The sequence below is a fragment of the Streptomyces lanatus genome (assembly GCF_014655715.1).
Classification (GTDB): domain Bacteria; phylum Actinomycetota; class Actinomycetes; order Streptomycetales; family Streptomycetaceae; genus Streptomyces; species Streptomyces lanatus.
Genome location: NZ_BNBM01000003.1, coordinates 566,158 through 582,879, shown reverse-complemented (window position 1 = coordinate 582,879; position 16,722 = coordinate 566,158). Strand labels below are relative to the sequence as shown.

Sequence of the window (16,722 nt, the reverse complement as noted above, 5' to 3'; positions counted from 1 at the left end):
CCGATCGACGCGCTCGTAGGTGACGGAGTGGTCTGCTCCGTCCGGCGCGGCGATCACCATAGGCATAGGTGTCGGGTGCAGGACAAGGAATTTAGATGTCACTTGTGTGACAACTGTGAACGATTACCTCTCAGAACCCCGCCGGCTCCGTATAAACCCCCCACTCCTCCCGCAACACCCCGCAGATCTCCCCGAGCGTCGCCTCCGCCCGCACCGCATCCAGCATCGGCCCGATCATGTTGGCCCCACTCCGCGCGGCATCCAGCATCGAGTCCAGCGCCCCGCGCACCGCCGCGTCGTCGCGCCCCGTCTTTCGGTCGGCCAGGACCCGTACCTGCTCGCGTTCCACCTCGTGGCTGACGCGGAGGATCTCCAGGTCGCCGGTCACCGAGCCGTGGTGGACGTTGACGCCGACGACCCTCTTGTCGCCCTTCTCCAGTGCCCGTTGGTACTGGAAGGCGGACTCGGCGATCTCGCCGGTGAACCAGCCGTCCTCGATGCCGCGCAGGATGCCGGAGGTGATGGGGCCGATGGGGTGCTGCCCGTCGGGGTGCGCGCGCAGGCCCCGCTCCTTTATCTGGTCGAAGATCCGCTCCGCGTCCGCCTCTATCCGGTCCGTCAGCTGCTCGATGAACCAGGAACCGCCCAGCGGATCGGCCACGTTGGCGACGCCGGTCTCCTCCATCAGGACCTGTTGCGTGCGCAGCGCGATCTCCGCCGCCTGCTCGCTCGGCAGTGCGAGGGTCTCGTCCAGGGCGTTGGTGTGGAGGGAGTTGGTGCCGCCGAGTACCGCCGCCAGCGCCTCCACGGCCGTACGGACGACGTTGTTGTACGGCTGCTGCGCGGTGAGCGAGACGCCGGCGGTCTGGGTGTGGAAGCGCAGCCACTGGGCCTTGTCGGTCCGGGCGCCGTAGACGTCCCGCATCCAGCGTGCCCAGATCCTGCGCGCCGCGCGGAACTTGGCGATCTCCTCGAAGAAATCGACGTGGGCGTCGAAGAAGAAGGAGAGGCCGGGGGCGAAGACGTCCACGTCCAGGCCGCGGGACAGGCCCAGCTCGACGTAGCCGAAGCCGTCCGCGAGCGTGTACGCCAGCTCCTGCGCGGCCGTCGCTCCGGCCTCGCGGATGTGGTAGCCGGAGACGGAGAGCGGCTTGTAGGCGGGGATGCCGGCCGCGCAGTGCTCCATGAGGTCGCCGATGAGGCGCAGGTGCGGCTCGGGCTGGAAGAGCCACTCCTTCTGGGCGATGTACTCCTTGAAGATGTCGGTCTGGAGCGTGCCGTTGAGGACGGCCGGGTCGACGCCCTGGCGCTCCGCCGCGACGAGGTACATGCAGAAGACCGGGACCGCCGGGCCGCTGATCGTCATCGACGTCGTCACATCGCCCAGCGGGATGTCCTTGAACAGGACCTCCATGTCGGCGGCCGAGTCGATGGCGACGCCGCAGTGCCCGACCTCGCCGAGCGAGCGCGGGTCGTCGGAGTCGCGGCCCATGAGCGTCGGCATGTCGAAGGCGACGGAGAGACCGCCTCCGCCGTTGCCGAGGATCATCTTGTAGCGCTCGTTGGTCTGCTCGGCGTTCCCGAACCCGGCGAACTGCCGGATGGTCCACGTCCGCCCTCGATAGCCGGTCGGGTAGAGGCCGCGGGTGTAGGGGTACTCCCCCGGCCAGCCGATCCGCTCGAAGCCCTCGTACTCGTCACCCGGCCGGGGCCCGTACACCGGCTCCACGGGGTCCCCGGAGAGCGTGGTGAAGTCTGCGTCGCGCTTGCGCGCGGCGTCGTACCGGGCCTGCCAGCGGCGGCGGCCCTCTTCGATGGCGTCAGCGTCCATACCTTCGAATTTACTAGGACGTCCTAGTAAATGTCGATGGGAGACCGCCGTACGGATGCGTACGGCGGTGTCGTCAGGCGTTTGCCACGGCCGGTTCCGGGCCGCTGACCAGGGGTTCCACGCTGCGTGTGACCTTGCGCTCCACGAAGAACGCGGCCAGCGGGATCGTGCCGGAGAGCAGCACCCACAGCAGCTTGCCGAACGGCCACTTCGCCTTGGAGCCGAGGTCGAAGGCGAAGATCAGGTAGACGATGTAGAGGAAGCCGTGGACCTGGGAGACGGCGAAGGTGACGTCCTCGCCCATGTCGAAGCCGTACTTGAACACCATGCAGGTGCACAGCACGAGCAGCATGACGGCGGTGACGTAGGCCATCACCCGGTAGCGGGTCAGGACGCTCTTCTTCATGGGGAAGAGCGTAACCATCCGATCCGGCAGATCTTGGACCGGCCCCCGACCCCCGGACCCCGGCCCTCAGCCCCTTGGCCCCTTGGCCCCGGGGTCAGCTCTCCTCGAAGTCGTGGGCCGCAACCCGCAGCGGGCGCAGCATCGCGAAGATCTCCGCGCATTCTTCCGCGTCGTACACCCCGAGGCCGAAGTCCATCGCCATCAGGTCACGGGTGGCCGCCTCGACGACCTCGCGGCCCTTGTCGGTGATGGAGGCGAGCGTGCCGCGCCCGTCGTTGGGGTTGGGGCGCTTGTCGACCAGGCCCGATCTGACCAGCCGGTCGACCGTGTTCGTCACGGACGTGGGGTGCACCATGAGCCGCTCGCCGATCTTGGACATGGGCAGCTCGCCGGCCTTGGAGAAGTTGAGCAGCACCAGCGCCTCGTACCGCGCGAACGTCAGCCCGTACGGCTTGACCACCGCGTCCACTTCGGCGAGCAGGATCTGCTGTGCGCGCATGATCGAGGTGATGGCGACCATGGACGGTACGTTTCCCCAGCGCTGCTTCCAGAGTTCGTCGGCGCGCGCGATGGGATCGAAGGGAAGACTGAGCGGCTTCGGCACGCGACCGACCTTACCGGCCGGTCACATGCCGGTCAGCCCTGTCTCGCTCTTCGGTCCCCCGGCCTAGGCCTCCACCGCGTCCCGCACCTCGAACACCGCCGTCCACCGGTCGTCGTGCAGACAGGCGTTCATCGGCTCGACCAGGGTCCGGTGGTCGGGGTCGGTGCGCCAGGCCCGGACGGAGTCCAGGCTGTCCCACTCGCTGGTGAGGAGCCATTGGGCGGGGTTGTCGAGGGAACGGCACAGCTGTTCGCCGAGGTGCCCGGGGCAGCGCGCGGCGCGTTCGCGCACGCCCTGGTAGGACTCGACGAAGTCCGCTTCCCTGCCGTCCTTCACATAGAGCAGCCGGATGACGCGCACGCGGTCCATGGCGGGCGCCCGGTCAGGACGGGTCGAGGACGACGGGCAGTTCCGCCAGTCCTCGGAAGGCGGGGAACGGTACGGTCATCCAGCGCGCCTCCTCCGGGGCCACGGCCAGGGTCATCCGGGGGTGCCGGGCGAACAGCGTGCCGAGGGCGAGCTGCATCTCCAGGCGGGCCAGGGGGGCGCCGATGCAGTAGTGCGGGCCGTAGCCGAAGGCGAGATGGGTGGCCTGGACGTTGGGGCGCCGGACGTCCAGCTCGTTCGGGGCGGTGAACATCTCCGGGTCGCGGTTGGCCCCGGTGATCGAGATCTGGACGAGGGAGCCCTTGGGGATCAGCGTGTCCCGGATGACGACGTCTTCCTTGGCGTGCCGGAAGGTGGAGTTCTCCACCGAGGTCTCGAAGCGGAAGATCTCCTCGATGGCCGCGTTCATGGCCCTCGCGTCCCGCAGGGCCAGCTCCTTCTGATCCGGCCGGCTCAGCAGGTGGTAGACCGCGTTCCCGATCTGGTACGCCGTCGACTTGTGGCCGGCGAAGAGCAGCACCCACGCCGTCGAGACGAGTTCGTGGTCGGTGAGCGCGCCCTCCTCGTCCTGGGCCCTGACCAGTGCGCTGAGCAGACCCGCGTCCGGCTCGTCCCGCTTTCGCGCGCACAGGTCGATCAGATAGTCGCGCAGATTTCCCTCGGCGATCTCCAGCTTCGCGCGCGCCTCCGGACCGAAACCGGTCTGGGCGACGGTGGCGGACCATTCCTGCGCCTGTTTCCGCTCGTGTTCCGGAACGCCGAGGAGTTCACAGATCACCTGGAGCGGCAGCGGGAAACAGAATTCCGGGAGCAGATTCACCGGCTCGGTGGTGGGGCAGGCGTCCAGCAGCTCGTCGGTGATCTCCTGGACGCGCGCCCGCAGCGACTCCACCCTTTTCGGGGTGAAGGTGCTGCCGACGATTCGGCGGAGCCTGGTGTGCTTCGGCGGGTCCGAGAAGAGCATGTTGTCGTCAAGGGCGATCGACGAGTCACCGAAGATGCGGTGATAGGCGTCGAGGGCGCCGTACATGTCCTTGCTCAGCCGGGGGTCGGCCAGCGCGGCGCGGGCGTCGTCATAACGCGTGATCAGGTACGTCTCGACACCGTGCGGCGGCGACATCGGGCACACCGGTGCCGACTCCCGCAGCGCGGCGTAGACGGGATGCGGGTCGGCGCGGAACTCCCGGCTGCACGACGAGGCCGCGGCGGCGGCCGCCTCGGGCGACATGGCCGCGGATTCCGCGGATTCCTCTGATTCCTCTGATGCGAACGCTTGCGTCATGACTGGTCCCCGGGTCGGCGTGATTTTCCCTTGGTCAGAGCCACCGTTTCCCGGGCCGCACGGCGCCGCAAACGGCGCTGCGCCATATGGGTCGGGTCGCCGGATGACGTGTGTGTCGCAGGCCTACTTGGTAAACATCGTCGACGTGAGCGGACACGAAGCGGAATCTGTACCAGTTCTCATCGTCGGCGGCTCTTTGGTGGGTCTTTCCACTTCGGTTTTCCTGGGCCGCCTCGGAATCGAGCACATGCTCGTGGAGCGCCATGCCGGGACATCGACGCACCCGCGCGGTCGCGGCAACAACGTGCGCACGATGGAGATCTACCGGACCGCGGGACTCCATTCACGTATCCGCGAGGCGGCGCGCGTGCTCTCCGGGAACGACGGCATCCTCCAGGTGGACACCCTCACCGGGGAGCAGCGGCGCTGGATCATCGGGGACATCTCCGGCGGCATGGACATCTCCCGGGTGAGTTCCGCGGACTGGTGTCTGTGCAGCCAGAACGATCTCGAACCGGTGCTGCTCGACTACGCGCGCGAGCAGGGCACCGACATCCGCTTCCACTCGGAGCTGCTCTCCTTCACCGAGCACGGGGACGGCGTACGCGCCGAGATCAGGAACCGGGACACCGGCGAGACGTACACGGTGAACGCCGACTACCTGGTGGCCGCCGACGGCCCGAGGAGCCCCATCCGCACCCAGCTGGGCATCGGCCAGTCGGGGCCGGGCGAGCTGTTCCACAACGTCAGTGTCACGTTCCGCAGCAGGGCCCTGAAGGAGCACGTCGGAGAGAAACGGTTCGTCGTCTGCTACGTCACCAACCCCCAGGGCGAGGGCGCCCTGCTCCCGGTGGACAACGAGGAGCGCTGGGTCATCCACGTCCCCTGGTACCCGGACCGGGGCGAGGAGCTGGAGGACTTCACCGACGAGCGGCTCGCCACGCACATCCGTGCCGCCGTCGGCGCGGGGGACATCGACGTCGAGATCACCGGCAAGGCACCCTGGCACGCCTCGAAGCGGGTCGCCGACGCCTATGGCGAGGGCCGGGTCTTCCTGGCCGGCGACTCGGCCCACGAGATGCCGCCCACCGGGGCGTTCGGCTCCAACACCGGCATCCAGGACGCCCACAACCTGGCCTGGAAGCTGGCCGCGGTGCTGCGCGGCTGGGCCTGTCCGTCGTTGCTCGACAGCTATGAGCTCGAACGGCGGCCCGTCGCCCTGGCGACCGGCACGCGCGCGTGCGTCCAGGCGGCCGACGAACAGCACCCGGGGTTCAGCCCCGCCGCCGGACGCAACAACGACCCGGCGGACCTGATGACCGTCGCCCTCTGCTACCGCTACGCCTCGAACGCCGTGGTGGGCGCCCCGCCCGAGCGGCCCGTCGTCCCGGACGCCTTCGAGCTGGGCGGCGAGCCGGGCAGCCGCGCGCCCCACATGTGGGTGACCAGGGGCGGGGCGAGGATCTCCACGCTCGATCTGTACGAGCGTTCCTTCGTGCTGCTCGCCGGGTCCGGCGGCCAGAAGTGGCGTACGGCGGTGGAGCGGGCGGCGATGAATCTGGGCGTGCCCATCGAGGCGTACCTGGTGGGGACAGGACCCGATCACGACCTCGTCCCCGAACCGGACGCCGACTGGGCCGAACTGCACGGGACGGCCGAGGACGGCGCCGTACTCGTACGCCCCGACGGCTTCGTCGCCTGGCGTGCGGACGCGGCGATGCCGGACGCCGACCGGGTTCTGACGAACGTGCTGCAGAGCGTGCTCTGTCGCGACTGAGACGCCGTATCCCCGTAGCCGAACTCCCCACTCCGAGGACGTTGCCATGACCCTTGCCGGACGTATCGACGTCCATCACCACTTCACCGCCCCGGCCTGGCTGGACTGGGCGGAGGAACGAGGTGTCGTCAGCCGCGAGAAGCTGCCCTGGTGGACGCGCTGGGATCTGAACGCGGCCCTTGAGGTCATGGACAAGACGGGGATCGGCACCTCCGTCATGACCGTGGCGATGCTGGGCCGGTTCAGTGAGCGGGCCGAGCGGCAGGACAGCGCGCGGGTCGCCCTCGGGGCCGCGGCCGAGGTCGTCGAGGCGAATCCCGGGCGCTTCGCGTTCTTCACCCCCGTCTTCCTCGACGACCTGGAGCTCTCCTCGTGGAGCGTGCGCCACGGTCTCGACGAGCTCGGGGCCATCGGGGTGAGCACCCGGACCAGCGTCAACGGCGTCTTCCTCGGCGACGAGTCGCACGACCGGCTGCTGCGGGAGCTGAACGAGCGGTTCGCGGTCATCAGCACCCACCCGATGGAGGTGGCGGCCGGGAAGCCCGGCGGTCCCGAGGGGCTGCCGGGGATGCCGCCCTTCGTGTGCGACTTCCTGCTGGACACCACGCGTGCGGCCATCAACCTCATCAGGAACGGCACGCTGGACCGCTACCCGAACCTCAGCTTCGTCCTGCCGCACGGCGGGGGCTTCCTGCCCTACATGGCGACCCGGCTCGACCTCTTCGGCGGGAAGATCAATCCCCCGGTCGAGCCCGGCCGGGTCAAGGACTATCTGCACCGGTTCTACTTCGACACCGCGGGCCCCATGTCGCCCTCGGCCACGCCCACCCTGCTGGCCACGGTCGACCCCGACCGCATCCTCTTCGGCACCGACTGGCCGCCCACACCGGCCCATGTCATCGTCGACAGCGTGACGCCGGCTCTGGATGGCGACCCCTGTCTCTCGGCGGCCCAGCTCCAGGGCATCAACCGGGACAACGCGCTGCGGCTGATGCCGGGGCTCGCGCGGCGGTAGCCGCCACGCACGAGGAGGCCGCCGCCCGGGTGAGGGCGGCGGCCTTTCGTCGTTCTTCGCTCGTCGTTCCTCAGTTCCGCTGCCACTGGTAGAAGCAGCGCGCCATCGCGTCCTTCGGACTCCGCCAGGTCTGCGGGTCGTACGGGCTGACGAAGGCTTCGAGCCTCCTGCTGATGTCGACGAACTCGGGGTGCCCGGCCACCTTCGCGATGGCCGGTCCCGGGTCCTGCTCGGCCTCGATGAAGTGCATGTACACATCGCCGAACTGGAACAGGGAGCGCTGGGTCACCCCGACGAGGTGCGGGAGTTCGCCGCGGTCGGAGTCCGCGAAGACGCCGGCGATGTCCTTGGCGGAGTGCGGGGCCATCCTGGCGACGATCAGTGCGTGGTGCATGCCGCCTCCACTCGGTCGCGGATGAGGGCCAGCTGGATGGGCGAGTTGCGGTTGATGTTGTCCGTCATCCAGTCGTCGTCGACCGGGGCGTCGGGCTTCATGGCGAAGTCCTGCGTCCAGTGCATACGGGTTCCGGCCGGGGTCTCCTCGTACTCCCACACGATGTTCATGTACGCGAAGGGGCCGGTCTCGACGCGGCGGGCGCGGACGATGAGCTTCTCGCGGTCGGCGGTGCGTTCCGAGACCCAGCTCCACACCTTGCCGTTCTCGTCGGGGTGCATGGTCAGTCGGAAGGTCACCGTGTCGCCCTCGCGGGAGAGCACCTCGCAGGAGGCGTACTCGCTGAACAGCTGGGGCCAGCGCTCCAGGTCGTTCGTCATGTCCCAGACGAGGTCGAGGGGAGCGGCGATGGTGATCTCGTTCTCGGTGTGTCCGGGCACTTCAGGCTCCTGTCGTGAGGGTGCCGTTGACGAGGTCGAGGAAGGCGCGGGGGCTCTTGCAGCGCTCCGCGTCGGTGGGCAGCGCCCGGCCGTGCCGGTTCTCCAGCTCACCGACGATGCCGAGGAGGCCGAGCGAGTCCAGGCCGAAGTCGGCGAAGGGGGCGTCCGCCCGGCTTTCGAGGTCGCTCGGCTCGACGGTGACACCGGCGCCCTTCTTCATCAGCGCGGCCAGTTCGTCGTAGGTCAATTGGGTCACTTCCGTGGTCATGAGGGTTCTCCTTGTCTTACCGGGCGGCTGATCCGGGACCCCGGCGCAGGATGAGCGCCGCGTTGGAGCCCATGAGTCCCCGGCTGAGGACCAGGGCCGTGCGCGGCTCGGCCGGGCGGGCCGTTCCGGTCACCAGGTCGATGTCGTGGCAGATGTCGAAGACACCCGGCGTGGGCGGGATCAGCCCGTGTTCCATGGCCTGGACGGCGGCCACGATGTCGAGCAGCGGCGCCCCGCAGTACGACCGTCCGATGCCTGCCTTGGGGGCCGTGACCGGCACCCGGGTGCCGTGCCGGCCCAGGGCGTCGGCGAGGGCGAGGGCCTCGGCGCGGTCGGCTTCGGGGACGCCCATGGCGTCGGCGAAGACCACGTCGATCTCCTCCGGTGCGCAGCCGGCCTCGTCGAGGGCGCCGCGGATGGCGTGCGCGAGCCCCTCCCGCGAGCGGTCCCAGCGGGAGGCGCCGGTGAAGGTGGAGGCATGTCCGGCCACGGTGGCGCGGACGGCCACGTCCCTGCGGCGGGCCCGCTCCAGGTCCTCCACGACCAGCACGGCACCGCCCTCGGCGGGTACGAAACCGCAGGCCGCCGAGGTGAAGGGGCGGTAGGCGCGGGCAGGGTCCTCGACGGTGCTGAGTTCGGCGTAACCGAGCTGGCAGACCCCCGAGTAGGGGGCGAGCGGTGCCTCGGCCGCGCCGACCACGATGACGTCGGTGCCGCGGTGCACGGCCCGGGCGGCGTGCGCGACGGCGTCCAGACCGCCCGCCTCGTCGCTGGCCACCACCGAGCAGGGGCCCTTGAAGCCCTTGCGGATGGATATCTGGCCGGTGCTGGCGGCGTAGAACCAGGCGATGGACTGGTACGGCCCGACGAACCGGGAGCCCTGCCCCCACAGCTTCTGCAGTTCCCGCTGGCCGAACTCACCGCCGCCGGACCCGGCCGCGGTGACGACCCCGACGGAGTACGGGGCCTCCTCCCAGGCGGACTTGCTCAGCCCCGCGTCGGTCAGGGCCGCGTCGGCGGCGGCGAGCGCGAAGTGGGTGAACTTGTCGGTCTGGACGAGGAAGGTCTCCTCGATCAGCGCCGACGGGTCGAAGCCGCGGACCTCTCCGGCGACGCGGAGCGGCAGATGCTCGCAGCCCTCGCGGGTGACCCGGTCGAGGACGCTCGTGCCGTCCTTGACGTTCTTCCAGTAGGTGTCGGCGTGCAGGCCGCCCGGCGCGACCACGCCGATGCCCGTGACGGCGGTCTGCCGGGTGCGTGGACCACTCATCGTCGTCTCCTCCCACTCGGCCCCGTCAGGAGCACCGCGGACTGGAACCCGCCGAAGCCGCTGCCCACGGAGAGCACATGGTCGAGGCGGCGGGAGCGCGCGGTGCGCGGGACGTAGTCCAGGTCGCACTCGGGGTCCGGGGTCTCGTAGTTGGCCGTCGGCGGCACCACCTGCCGGGCCAGCGCGAGCACACAGGCGACGACCTCGATCGCGCCGATCGCGCCCAGCGAGTGCCCCACCATGGACTTGATGGAGCTCATGGGTGTGTCGTAGGCGTGGGCGCCCAGGGACTTCTTGACGGCGGCGGTCTCGTGCCGGTCGTTCTGGCGGGTGCCGGAGCCGTGCGCGTTGACGTAGTCGATCTCCGTGGGGTCCACGCGCGCGTGGTCGAGGGCGTCGTCGATGGCCCGTGCCATCTCCAGGCCCTCACTGGTCAGACCGGTCATGTGGTAGGCGTTGCCGAAGGTGGCGTAGCCGCCGATCTCGCAGTAGACGTGCGCGCCGCGCGCGCGGGCGTGCTCCAGGTCCTCCAGTACGAGGACGGCGGCGCCCTCGCCCATCACGAAGCCGTCGCGGTGGGCGTCGAAGGGGCGGGAGGCGTGCTCCGGGTCGTCGTTGTTGGGCGACGTGGCCTTGATGGCGTCGAAGCAGGCCATGGTGATCGGGGAGATCGGGGAGTCCGAGGCCCCGGCGAGGCAGATGTCGGCGCGGCCCTCCTCGATGGTGTGGAAGGCGTAGCCGACGGCGTCGAGGCCGGAGGTGCAGCCGGTGGACACGGTCTGCACCGGGCCCTGGGCGCCGAACCGTTCGGCGACGTCGGCGGCGAGCGTGCTGGGCGAGAACGCCCGGTGCAGCTGGGGCTCGGCGGCGCCGGGATCGACGTCCCAGCGCTGTCCGCCCGCGCTGACCAGGACGTAGTCGTGCTCCAGCCGGGTGGTGCCGCCCACCGCGCTGCCCAGGGACACGGCCACCCGCCAGGGGTCCTCGGCGGCGAAGTCGACGCCGCTGTCGGTCACGGCCTCCTGGGCCGCGGCCAGGGCGAACTGTATGTACCGGTCGGCGCGTGCGACGACCTCGGGGCCGAGGCCGTGCGCGAGGGGGTCGAAGTCGCACTCGGCGGCTATTCGCGAGCGCAGGCCCTCGGGGTCGAACAGGGTGATGCCACGGGTCGCCGTACGGCCGCTGGACAGCAGGTCCCAGAACGCCGGGACCCCTATCCCGCCCGGGGCGACCACGCCTATGCCGGTGACCGCCACACGCCGGGTCATGAGAGCACCCCTGGGCGTTCCTCCCCCTGGACGAGGGGGTACGCCTGGACTTCGTCGCTGATCTCCGGGGCCTCCGTGTCGACGTGGCCGAGGCTGGGCTTGGGCGCCAGCGGGCTCAGGTGGAAGACCATGCGGGCCTCCTCGTCACCGACGTTGCGGAAGCGGTGCCGCATGTCGATGGGGATCATGAGGCCCTGGTCGGCACGGAGAGGAAACGTTTCGCCATCGAGGTCGACCTCCAGCCGGCCCTCGACGACGTAGATGAACTCCTCGGAGTACGGGTGGTAGTGCTCGCTGATGCGTTCGCCGGGCCGCATGATGGCCAGGCCCATGAAGCCGCTCGTGGAGCCCACCGTGACGGGGGTGAGCAGGGTGCGAAGGTCGCCGCCGCGCTTGCGGTTGGGCTCGATCTCGTTGACGTCCACGACACGCGGGCGCATCTTGTCCATGGTTCTGTCTCCAGGTCGGTCGGTGAGGAGGGTGGTCCCTGCGGGGATCCGGCTCGGGATCCGCCGTGCCGTCAGGACTGCGCGGCCCTGCGGTCGGTGATCAGCGCCATGCCGGCGTGCGCCAGCAGGCGGTGGGCGTCCCGTTCGCCGGTGAGCCGTCCGGTGACGCCGAGCGCGGCGCCGTCGAGGAGGCGGGCCAGTACGGCGGCCTTCCTCGGGCCGTGGATGCCGAGCGCCATGACCGGGTCGGTCTCGGGGTCGCCCTGGACGTCGATGAGCCGGACGACGATGTCCTCGCGCTGGAAGACCGTGCTGCGGTGCACGGGGGACGCGGGGTCGGCCGCGGCTGCCTCGTCCTGTCGGGCGAGATACCGGGCCAGAGCCATCCCGCAGCCCTCCTTGGCCGGGTAGGAGAGGGCGTGCCGTCTGATGTCGGACGGCTCCGGGCCGCCGCGCGCCACGTGGTGGACGGGCGGCATGGCGGCGCGGATGAAGAAGGTCCGGGCGGACTCGGGGTCGGTGAGATCGCGGTCCTGCTCCAGGTAGGGGTTGATGGCCTCCTCGACGGCCCGTACCGAGGGCTGGCGGGAGACGTGCCGCAGCGCCCTGGTCAGGTCGCCCTCCACCTCGACGGTGCGCACCACGCGGTTGCCGTGCATGAACAGGGTGGTGCGGCACAGCCGCGTGGTGTCGTCGACGCGGGCCTCGGGCGGGGCGTAGCCGGCCAGGATCTCGGCGACCTTGGACTCGGAGCCGGGCTTGACGGTGAAGGTCAGGGCGTGGCGGATCACGCCGTCGCCGACCCGCGGGGCCGCCTGGAGCGCGCCGGTCCTCGGGCGGTCGCCGCCGGTCTCCCGGACGATGCCGTACCGCAGCGAGCGGAGCTCACGGACGCAGGCCTGCAGCGGCCGGACCGTCTCCAGATGCTCGTCGCTGTTCACCCAGGCGAGATACGGCGGGGCGGTCGCCCATTCGCTCGTGATGACCCACTGGGAGGGGTTCTCCACGGACTGGCACAACTGGTCGCCGAGGTGGCCGGGGACCGACGCGACCCGGTCGCGCATCTGCTCGTACGCGTCCAGGAACTGCTGCTGCGCGCCTTCGTGTAGGTCGACGAGCAGGAGGACGCGCATCCTGGAGCCGTCGAACGCCGACTGCGACGTGTAGGGCGAAGTGGTCATCCTGCGGACCCTTCCTTCGCGTGAGCAAGCGGCGGCCGTCCCTGTTCACCAGCGCGAACGCGGGTTCGGCCCTGAGCCTTCATCGTGGGTCAGGGCCTTGGGGTGCGCGAGCCATGCGGGCCAAAGGGGGGAACTGCCCGCCGGGCAGGCCGGGATGCGGATCCGCGGGCGGAGCCGTGGCATGCCGAAGGCGCCCTCGAAGTCGAGGGCGCCTTCGAAGCCCCGCCGCAGCGCGGGGACTTGGCACGGCTACTCGGCCAGGTACCGCTCGATCGTCTCCACCTTGGAGGTGAGACCGTCGCTCACGCCGGGCCGGATGTCCGCCTTGAGGACCAGCGACACACGCGGCGCCCGCGCCTCGACGGCGGCGACGGCACGCTTGACGACGTCCATGACCTCGTCCCAGCTGTCGCCCTCGATGGACGTGAACATCGCGTCGGTGCGGTGCGGCAGCCCCGACTCGCGGACCACGCGGACGGCGTCGGCGACGTACTCCCCCACGTCCTCGCCGACGCCGAGCGGCGTCACGGAAAACGCGACGATCATGCGCCCACGATTCCTTCCTGGCGGGCACGGGAGGCGATGACCGCGTCCTCGGCCTCGCGCTTGAGCTTGCGCTCGGCGAAGAAGCCGCCGGTCGGCAGGACGGAGAGGACGAAGTAGAGGGCGGCGGTCTTCAGCGGCCACTTGGTGCGGTTCCAGGCGTCCGCCCAGAAGATCACGTACAGGATGAAGAGAACGCCGTGGATCATGCCCATCGCGGGCACCGCGTTGAAGTCCGTGGTCCGCTTCAGCACCGAGCAGATCAGCAGGAGCAGGAACGACACCGCTTCGGGGGCCGAGACGAGACGGAGGCGGCGGAGGGCGGTGGCGGTCTTGATGTCCACGGGTCACCTTCGGTGGGTTGGCGGGAGAGATGCTGCTCGGCTCGGCCCAGCTTGTGAACGCAAGCACAAACGCACGTCCATTGTGGCAAACCCCGACGGGTGCTCCGGGCCCGGGGTCCCGATGGGTGACAACCGCCCCCGCCCGGGGGACCCTGGTGCGGACCGACCCGGGGAGTACGCGTGCGGTTCCTCTTCTTCATGACCCTGCCGGGGCTCGTGGTGCTGCTCACCGTGCTGGCCTTCGTCGATCAGCTGCTGATGCGGGCCGGCCGGGCCGGACGGCTGCCCTGGCGCAACTCCGCGCGGCAGGGCCAGATCTCCGCGACCGGCTTCGAGCAGTTGCACGCCTCCTTCTCCCCCGGCAAACAGAGCGAGCTGGAGGAGCGGCGCAGCGCCCTGGTGATGCGGGACGACGAGGAGGACGGGGCGCCGCCGAGGTCGACGGTGGACCTGCGCGGCGGGACGGCGGTCATCCGGCTGCGGCGGGACGAAACCCACCGGAGTGGGACCTAAGGGTCTCGTCAGGGGTGAAGTCAGCCTTTGGGATCTGTCGGCGGCGGGCACCCGCGGTCTACCTTCGCTGCGTGGCGATGTTCCGACTTCAGGGCAGCAAGGTGCTCGCCGTCGACATGACCGGGGACGCCGTCAAGGCGAAGAACGGCTCGATGGTCGCGTACGACGGGCAGATGGCCTTCAAGAAGATGAGCGGCGGCGGTGAGGGCATCCGGGGCATGGTGACCCGGCGCCTCACCGGCGAGCAGATGACGGTGATGGAGGTGAAGGGGCACGGGACGTGCTGGTTCGCGGACCGCGCCTCCGAGATCAACCTCGTCGGCCTCCAGGGCGACAAGCTCTACGTCGAGTCGAGCAATCTGCTCGCGACGGACGCGGGGCTGCGCACCGGCACCTCCTTCACGGGGATGCGCGGCGCGTCGCAGGGCAACGGACTGTTCACGACGACCGTCGAGGGGCACGGACAGGCGGCGATCATGTCGGACGGTCCGGCCGTGGTGCTGAGGGTCAGCGCGCAGTACCCGCTGACCGTCGACCCGGGGGCGTATGTGGCCCACCAGGGGAATCTGCGGCAGTCCTTCCAGTCCGGTGTGACGTTCCGCACCCTCATGGGCGAGGGCGGTGGCGAGGCCTTCCAGATCCGGTTCGAGGGGGACGGGCTGGTGTACGTACAGCCGAGCGAGCGGAACACGATCGCGGGGGATGTGTGACATGACCTTCCGCGAGATCAACTCCAAGATGGTCGAGGCGACGGTCACGCCCGGACAAAAGCTGTTCAGTCAGCGCGGCGCGATGCTCGCCTACAAGGGCGAGGTGTCCTTCACCCCGAACATGTCCGGCGGGCAGGGCGGCATCATGTCGATGATCGGGCGCCGGGTGGCGAACGAGGACACCCCGCTGATGACTGTCGAGGGCAGCGGCACCGTCCTCTTCGGGCACGGCGGCCATCACGTCCAGGTGATCGGCCTCACCGGCGACACCCTGTGCGTAGAGGCCGACCGCCTCCTCGCCTTCGAGGGCACCCTTCAGCAGGGCACGATGTTCCTCGGCTCCCAGGGCGGCGTCATGGGCATGGTCCGGGGCCAGATCAGCGGCCAGGGGCTGTTCACGACCACCCTCAAGGGGCACGGCGCCGTGGCCGTCATGGCGCACGGCGGCGTCTTCGAGATCCCGATCACCCCGCAGCGCCCCGTCCATGTCGACCCCCAGGCCTACGTCGCCCACCACGGCGACGTACGCAACAAGCTGTCGACCGCGCTCGGCTGGCGCGACATGGTGGGCCGCGGCTCCGGCGAGGCCTTCCAGCTGGAGCTCAGCGGCAGCGGCGCGGTGTACGTCCAGGCCTCGGAGGAGAAGCTGTGAGCCACTACCCGGGCGCGGGCCCCGCCGTGCACGACCCCGCCACCCTGCCCTCCGACGACAATGTCAACTCGTACACCTTCTGCGTGGAGCTCAAGGGGAGCCAGTGGTTCCTGCAGAAGGGGAAGATGATCGCCTACTACGGCTCGATCGACTTCAACGGCATCGGGCACGGCCGACTCGACCGGCTTGTCCGTACGTCCTTTCATTCGCCACTGCATGCGAGCGACTGGGTCGTGGCGGCGGGCTCCGGGAAAATGCTCCTCGCTGACCGGGCCTTCGACGTCAATTCGTTCGACCTCGAGGACGGCAACCTGACCATTCGCTCCGGCAACCTGCTCGCTTTTCAGCCAAGTCTCGCGCTCAAGCAATCCATCGTCCCGGGTTTTCTGACGCTCATCGGAACCGGAAAGTTCGTAGCCGCATCTAACGGGCCGGTGGTGTTCATGGAACCCCCGATCCGGGTGGACCCGCAGGCGCTCGTCGGCTGGGCCGACTGCCCCTCGCCGTGCCACCACTACGACCATGGCTACATGACCGGCGTAATGGGCGGTCTACGTGCACTGACGGGCCTCGGCGGGGCCTCCGGGGAGGAGCATCAGTTCGAGTTCGTCGGGGCCGGCACGGTGCTGCTCCAGTCGACCGAGACCCTCATGGCCGAGCAGGCCACGGGGGCGGTTCCGCCGGACGCCGGTGTACCCGGTTCCGGGGGCGCCCACACAGGCCCTTCACAAACGGCCGGGACACCGCGCCTTCCCGGACAGCTGGGGGACCTCCAGCGTCGCTTCGGGCTGTGAGCGGTAGTCTGCGGAGTGTGACATCGAACGTGTGAGCACACAGTGTTCACACGGACGGGTCATAGAAAACCCTCACTAGTTCGCCTTTCAACTTCTTAGGTAGACTTCATTCATGGAGACCGAGACGGCCACCCGCTGGCTGACCGATGCGGAGCAGTGCGCCTGGCGCACCCACCTGGAGGTCAACAGGCTGTTGAGCTACCAGCTCGAAAAAGACCTTCAGCCGTTCGGCCTGACGATGAACGACTACGAGATCCTGGTGAACCTCTCCGAGTCGGAGGACGTACGGATGCGGATGAGCGACCTCGCCTCCGCCACCCTGCAGTCCAAGAGCCGGCTCTCCCACCAGATCACCCGGATGGAGAACGCGAACCTGGTCCGGCGTGAGAACTGCGAGTCCGACCGCCGCGGGCTCTACGCGGTCCTCACCGAGCACGGCATGGAGACGATGCAGAAGGTCGCCCCGCACCATGTCGCGTCCGTGCGCCGCCACTTCATCGACCTGCTGTCCCCCGACGCCCTGACGGAGCTGGACAAGGGCCTCAAGCCGATCGCGGAGCACCTGCGCGGCCAGCGGGGACGCCCGTAACCGGA

General features: G+C 69.6%; 21 protein-coding genes. 7 read left to right on the top strand and 14 right to left on the bottom strand.

Annotated features, from left to right (window positions below; genetic code table 11):
• Positions 1-130: 130 nt before the first annotated feature.
• From icmA to IE325_RS11670, 5 genes are all read right to left on the bottom strand, one after another.
• On the bottom strand, positions 131-1,831 hold the full coding sequence (gene icmA, locus IE325_RS11690) for a coenzyme B12-dependent isobutyryl-CoA mutase large subunit (RefSeq protein ID WP_190069720.1): 1,701 nt from the start codon (positions 1,829-1,831) through the stop codon (positions 131-133).
• A gap of 73 nt (positions 1,832-1,904) precedes the next feature.
• On the bottom strand, positions 1,905-2,237 hold the full coding sequence (locus tag IE325_RS11685) for a DUF3817 domain-containing protein (protein ID WP_190069719.1): 333 nt from the start codon (positions 2,235-2,237) through the stop codon (positions 1,905-1,907).
• Positions 2,238-2,331: 94 nt separating this feature from the next.
• Complete coding sequence (locus IE325_RS11680; protein WP_190069718.1) at positions 2,332-2,841, bottom strand: MarR family winged helix-turn-helix transcriptional regulator; 510 nt, start codon at positions 2,839-2,841, stop codon at positions 2,332-2,334.
• A 63-nt stretch (positions 2,842-2,904) separates the two neighbouring features.
• Positions 2,905-3,210, bottom strand: coding sequence for an antibiotic biosynthesis monooxygenase family protein (locus IE325_RS11675; RefSeq protein WP_190069717.1), 306 nt, complete (start codon positions 3,208-3,210; stop codon positions 2,905-2,907).
• A 13-nt stretch (positions 3,211-3,223) separates the two neighbouring features.
• Complete coding sequence (locus tag IE325_RS11670) at positions 3,224-4,510, bottom strand: cytochrome P450 family protein (protein WP_190069716.1); 1,287 nt, start codon at positions 4,508-4,510, stop codon at positions 3,224-3,226.
• Positions 4,511-4,613: 103 nt separating this feature from the next.
• Here IE325_RS11670 and IE325_RS11665 point away from each other — a divergent pair, with 103 nt between their 5' ends.
• Together IE325_RS11665 and IE325_RS11660 are read left to right on the top strand one after the other, a co-directional pair.
• Positions 4,614-6,287, top strand: a complete 1,674-nt coding sequence (locus IE325_RS11665) for an FAD-dependent oxidoreductase (protein WP_190069715.1) — start codon at positions 4,614-4,616, stop codon at positions 6,285-6,287.
• A gap of 46 nt (positions 6,288-6,333) precedes the next feature.
• Complete coding sequence (locus IE325_RS11660; protein WP_190069714.1) at positions 6,334-7,302, top strand: amidohydrolase family protein; 969 nt, start codon at positions 6,334-6,336, stop codon at positions 7,300-7,302.
• A gap of 70 nt (positions 7,303-7,372) precedes the next feature.
• Here the strand turns inward: IE325_RS11660 and IE325_RS11655 are convergent, their stop codons facing one another.
• From IE325_RS11655 to IE325_RS11615, 9 genes are all read right to left on the bottom strand, one after another.
• Positions 7,373-7,696: a TcmI family type II polyketide cyclase gene (locus IE325_RS11655; RefSeq protein ID WP_190069713.1), complete on the bottom strand. Its 324-nt coding sequence runs from the start codon at positions 7,694-7,696 to the stop codon at positions 7,373-7,375.
• A complete protein-coding gene (locus IE325_RS11650) occupies positions 7,681-8,136 on the bottom strand; it encodes an SRPBCC family protein (protein WP_190069712.1) in 456 nt (151 codons plus the stop codon). Before IE325_RS11650 ends, IE325_RS11655 begins: the two co-directional genes overlap by 16 nt.
• Before the next feature lies 1 nt (position 8,137).
• Positions 8,138-8,404: an acyl carrier protein gene (locus tag IE325_RS11645; protein ID WP_190069711.1), complete on the bottom strand. Its 267-nt coding sequence runs from the start codon at positions 8,402-8,404 to the stop codon at positions 8,138-8,140.
• A gap of 16 nt (positions 8,405-8,420) precedes the next feature.
• Entirely contained in the window at positions 8,421-9,674 is a 1,254-nt protein-coding gene (locus IE325_RS11640) for a beta-ketoacyl synthase N-terminal-like domain-containing protein (RefSeq protein WP_190069710.1), read from the bottom strand.
• Entirely contained in the window at positions 9,671-10,942 is a 1,272-nt protein-coding gene (locus IE325_RS11635; protein ID WP_190069709.1) for a beta-ketoacyl-[acyl-carrier-protein] synthase family protein, read from the bottom strand. Before IE325_RS11635 ends, IE325_RS11640 begins: the two co-directional genes overlap by 4 nt.
• Positions 10,939-11,391, bottom strand: coding sequence for a cupin domain-containing protein (locus IE325_RS11630; RefSeq protein ID WP_190069708.1), 453 nt, complete (start codon positions 11,389-11,391; stop codon positions 10,939-10,941). The genes IE325_RS11635 and IE325_RS11630 overlap by 4 nt, the downstream gene beginning before the upstream one ends.
• 71 nt (positions 11,392-11,462) lie before the next feature.
• Positions 11,463-12,572: a SchA/CurD-like domain-containing protein gene (locus IE325_RS11625; protein ID WP_190069707.1), complete on the bottom strand. Its 1,110-nt coding sequence runs from the start codon at positions 12,570-12,572 to the stop codon at positions 11,463-11,465.
• A 249-nt stretch (positions 12,573-12,821) separates the two neighbouring features.
• The gene (locus IE325_RS11620) at positions 12,822-13,118 is read right to left on the bottom strand and encodes an MTH1187 family thiamine-binding protein (RefSeq protein WP_190069706.1); all 297 of its coding nucleotides are present in this window, start codon (positions 13,116-13,118) and stop codon (positions 12,822-12,824) included.
• Positions 13,115-13,459 carry a DUF3817 domain-containing protein gene (locus tag IE325_RS11615; RefSeq protein ID WP_190069705.1) on the bottom strand — a complete coding sequence of 115 codons (345 nt, stop codon included), beginning with the start codon at positions 13,457-13,459 and terminating at the stop codon, positions 13,115-13,117. Before IE325_RS11615 ends, IE325_RS11620 begins: the two co-directional genes overlap by 4 nt.
• 180 nt (positions 13,460-13,639) lie before the next feature.
• Here IE325_RS11615 and IE325_RS11610 point away from each other — a divergent pair, with 180 nt between their 5' ends.
• From IE325_RS11610 to IE325_RS11590, 5 genes are all read left to right on the top strand, one after another.
• On the top strand, positions 13,640-13,972 hold the full coding sequence (locus IE325_RS11610; protein ID WP_190069704.1) for a DUF6191 domain-containing protein: 333 nt from the start codon (positions 13,640-13,642) through the stop codon (positions 13,970-13,972).
• A gap of 77 nt (positions 13,973-14,049) precedes the next feature.
• A complete protein-coding gene (locus tag IE325_RS11605; RefSeq protein WP_190069820.1) occupies positions 14,050-14,682 on the top strand; it encodes an AIM24 family protein in 633 nt (210 codons plus the stop codon).
• Between the two features lies 1 nt (position 14,683).
• Positions 14,684-15,334, top strand: coding sequence for an AIM24 family protein (locus IE325_RS11600; protein WP_190069703.1), 651 nt, complete (start codon positions 14,684-14,686; stop codon positions 15,332-15,334).
• A complete protein-coding gene (locus IE325_RS11595) occupies positions 15,331-16,128 on the top strand; it encodes an AIM24 family protein (protein WP_190069702.1) in 798 nt (265 codons plus the stop codon). Before IE325_RS11600 ends, IE325_RS11595 begins: the two co-directional genes overlap by 4 nt.
• Before the next feature lie 112 nt (positions 16,129-16,240).
• Positions 16,241-16,717, top strand: a complete 477-nt coding sequence (locus tag IE325_RS11590; RefSeq protein WP_190069701.1) for a MarR family winged helix-turn-helix transcriptional regulator — start codon at positions 16,241-16,243, stop codon at positions 16,715-16,717.
• Positions 16,718-16,722: the final 5 nt, after the last annotated feature.

What these genes read in the sequence shown, in the direction of transcription:
- icmA (WP_190069720.1), bottom strand. Translation starts at nt 1,831, where the DNA reads ATGGACGCTGACGCCATCGAAGAGGGCCGCCGCCGCTGGCAGGCCCGG.
- IE325_RS11685 (WP_190069719.1), bottom strand. Translation starts at nt 2,237, where the DNA reads ATGAAGAAGAGCGTCCTGACCCGCTACCGGGTGATGGCCTACGTCACC.
- IE325_RS11675 (WP_190069717.1), bottom strand. Translation starts at nt 3,210, where the DNA reads ATGGACCGCGTGCGCGTCATCCGGCTGCTCTATGTGAAGGACGGCAGG.
- IE325_RS11670 (WP_190069716.1), bottom strand. Translation starts at nt 4,510, where the DNA reads ATGACGCAAGCGTTCGCATCAGAGGAATCAGAGGAATCCGCGGAATCC.
- IE325_RS11665 (WP_190069715.1), top strand. Translation starts at nt 4,614, where the DNA reads ATGACGTGTGTGTCGCAGGCCTACTTGGTAAACATCGTCGACGTGAGC.
- IE325_RS11660 (WP_190069714.1), top strand. Translation starts at nt 6,334, where the DNA reads ATGACCCTTGCCGGACGTATCGACGTCCATCACCACTTCACCGCCCCG.
- IE325_RS11655 (WP_190069713.1), bottom strand. Translation starts at nt 7,696, where the DNA reads ATGCACCACGCACTGATCGTCGCCAGGATGGCCCCGCACTCCGCCAAG.
- IE325_RS11645 (WP_190069711.1), bottom strand. Translation starts at nt 8,404, where the DNA reads ATGACCACGGAAGTGACCCAATTGACCTACGACGAACTGGCCGCGCTG.
- IE325_RS11640 (WP_190069710.1), bottom strand. Translation starts at nt 9,674, where the DNA reads ATGAGTGGTCCACGCACCCGGCAGACCGCCGTCACGGGCATCGGCGTG.
- IE325_RS11635 (WP_190069709.1), bottom strand. Translation starts at nt 10,942, where the DNA reads ATGACCCGGCGTGTGGCGGTCACCGGCATAGGCGTGGTCGCCCCGGGC.
- IE325_RS11630 (WP_190069708.1), bottom strand. Translation starts at nt 11,391, where the DNA reads ATGGACAAGATGCGCCCGCGTGTCGTGGACGTCAACGAGATCGAGCCC.
- IE325_RS11625 (WP_190069707.1), bottom strand. Translation starts at nt 12,572, where the DNA reads ATGACCACTTCGCCCTACACGTCGCAGTCGGCGTTCGACGGCTCCAGG.
- IE325_RS11620 (WP_190069706.1), bottom strand. Translation starts at nt 13,118, where the DNA reads ATGATCGTCGCGTTTTCCGTGACGCCGCTCGGCGTCGGCGAGGACGTG.
- IE325_RS11605 (WP_190069820.1), top strand. Translation starts at nt 14,050, where the DNA reads ATGTTCCGACTTCAGGGCAGCAAGGTGCTCGCCGTCGACATGACCGGG.
- IE325_RS11600 (WP_190069703.1), top strand. Translation starts at nt 14,684, where the DNA reads ATGACCTTCCGCGAGATCAACTCCAAGATGGTCGAGGCGACGGTCACG.
- IE325_RS11590 (WP_190069701.1), top strand. Translation starts at nt 16,241, where the DNA reads ATGGAGACCGAGACGGCCACCCGCTGGCTGACCGATGCGGAGCAGTGC.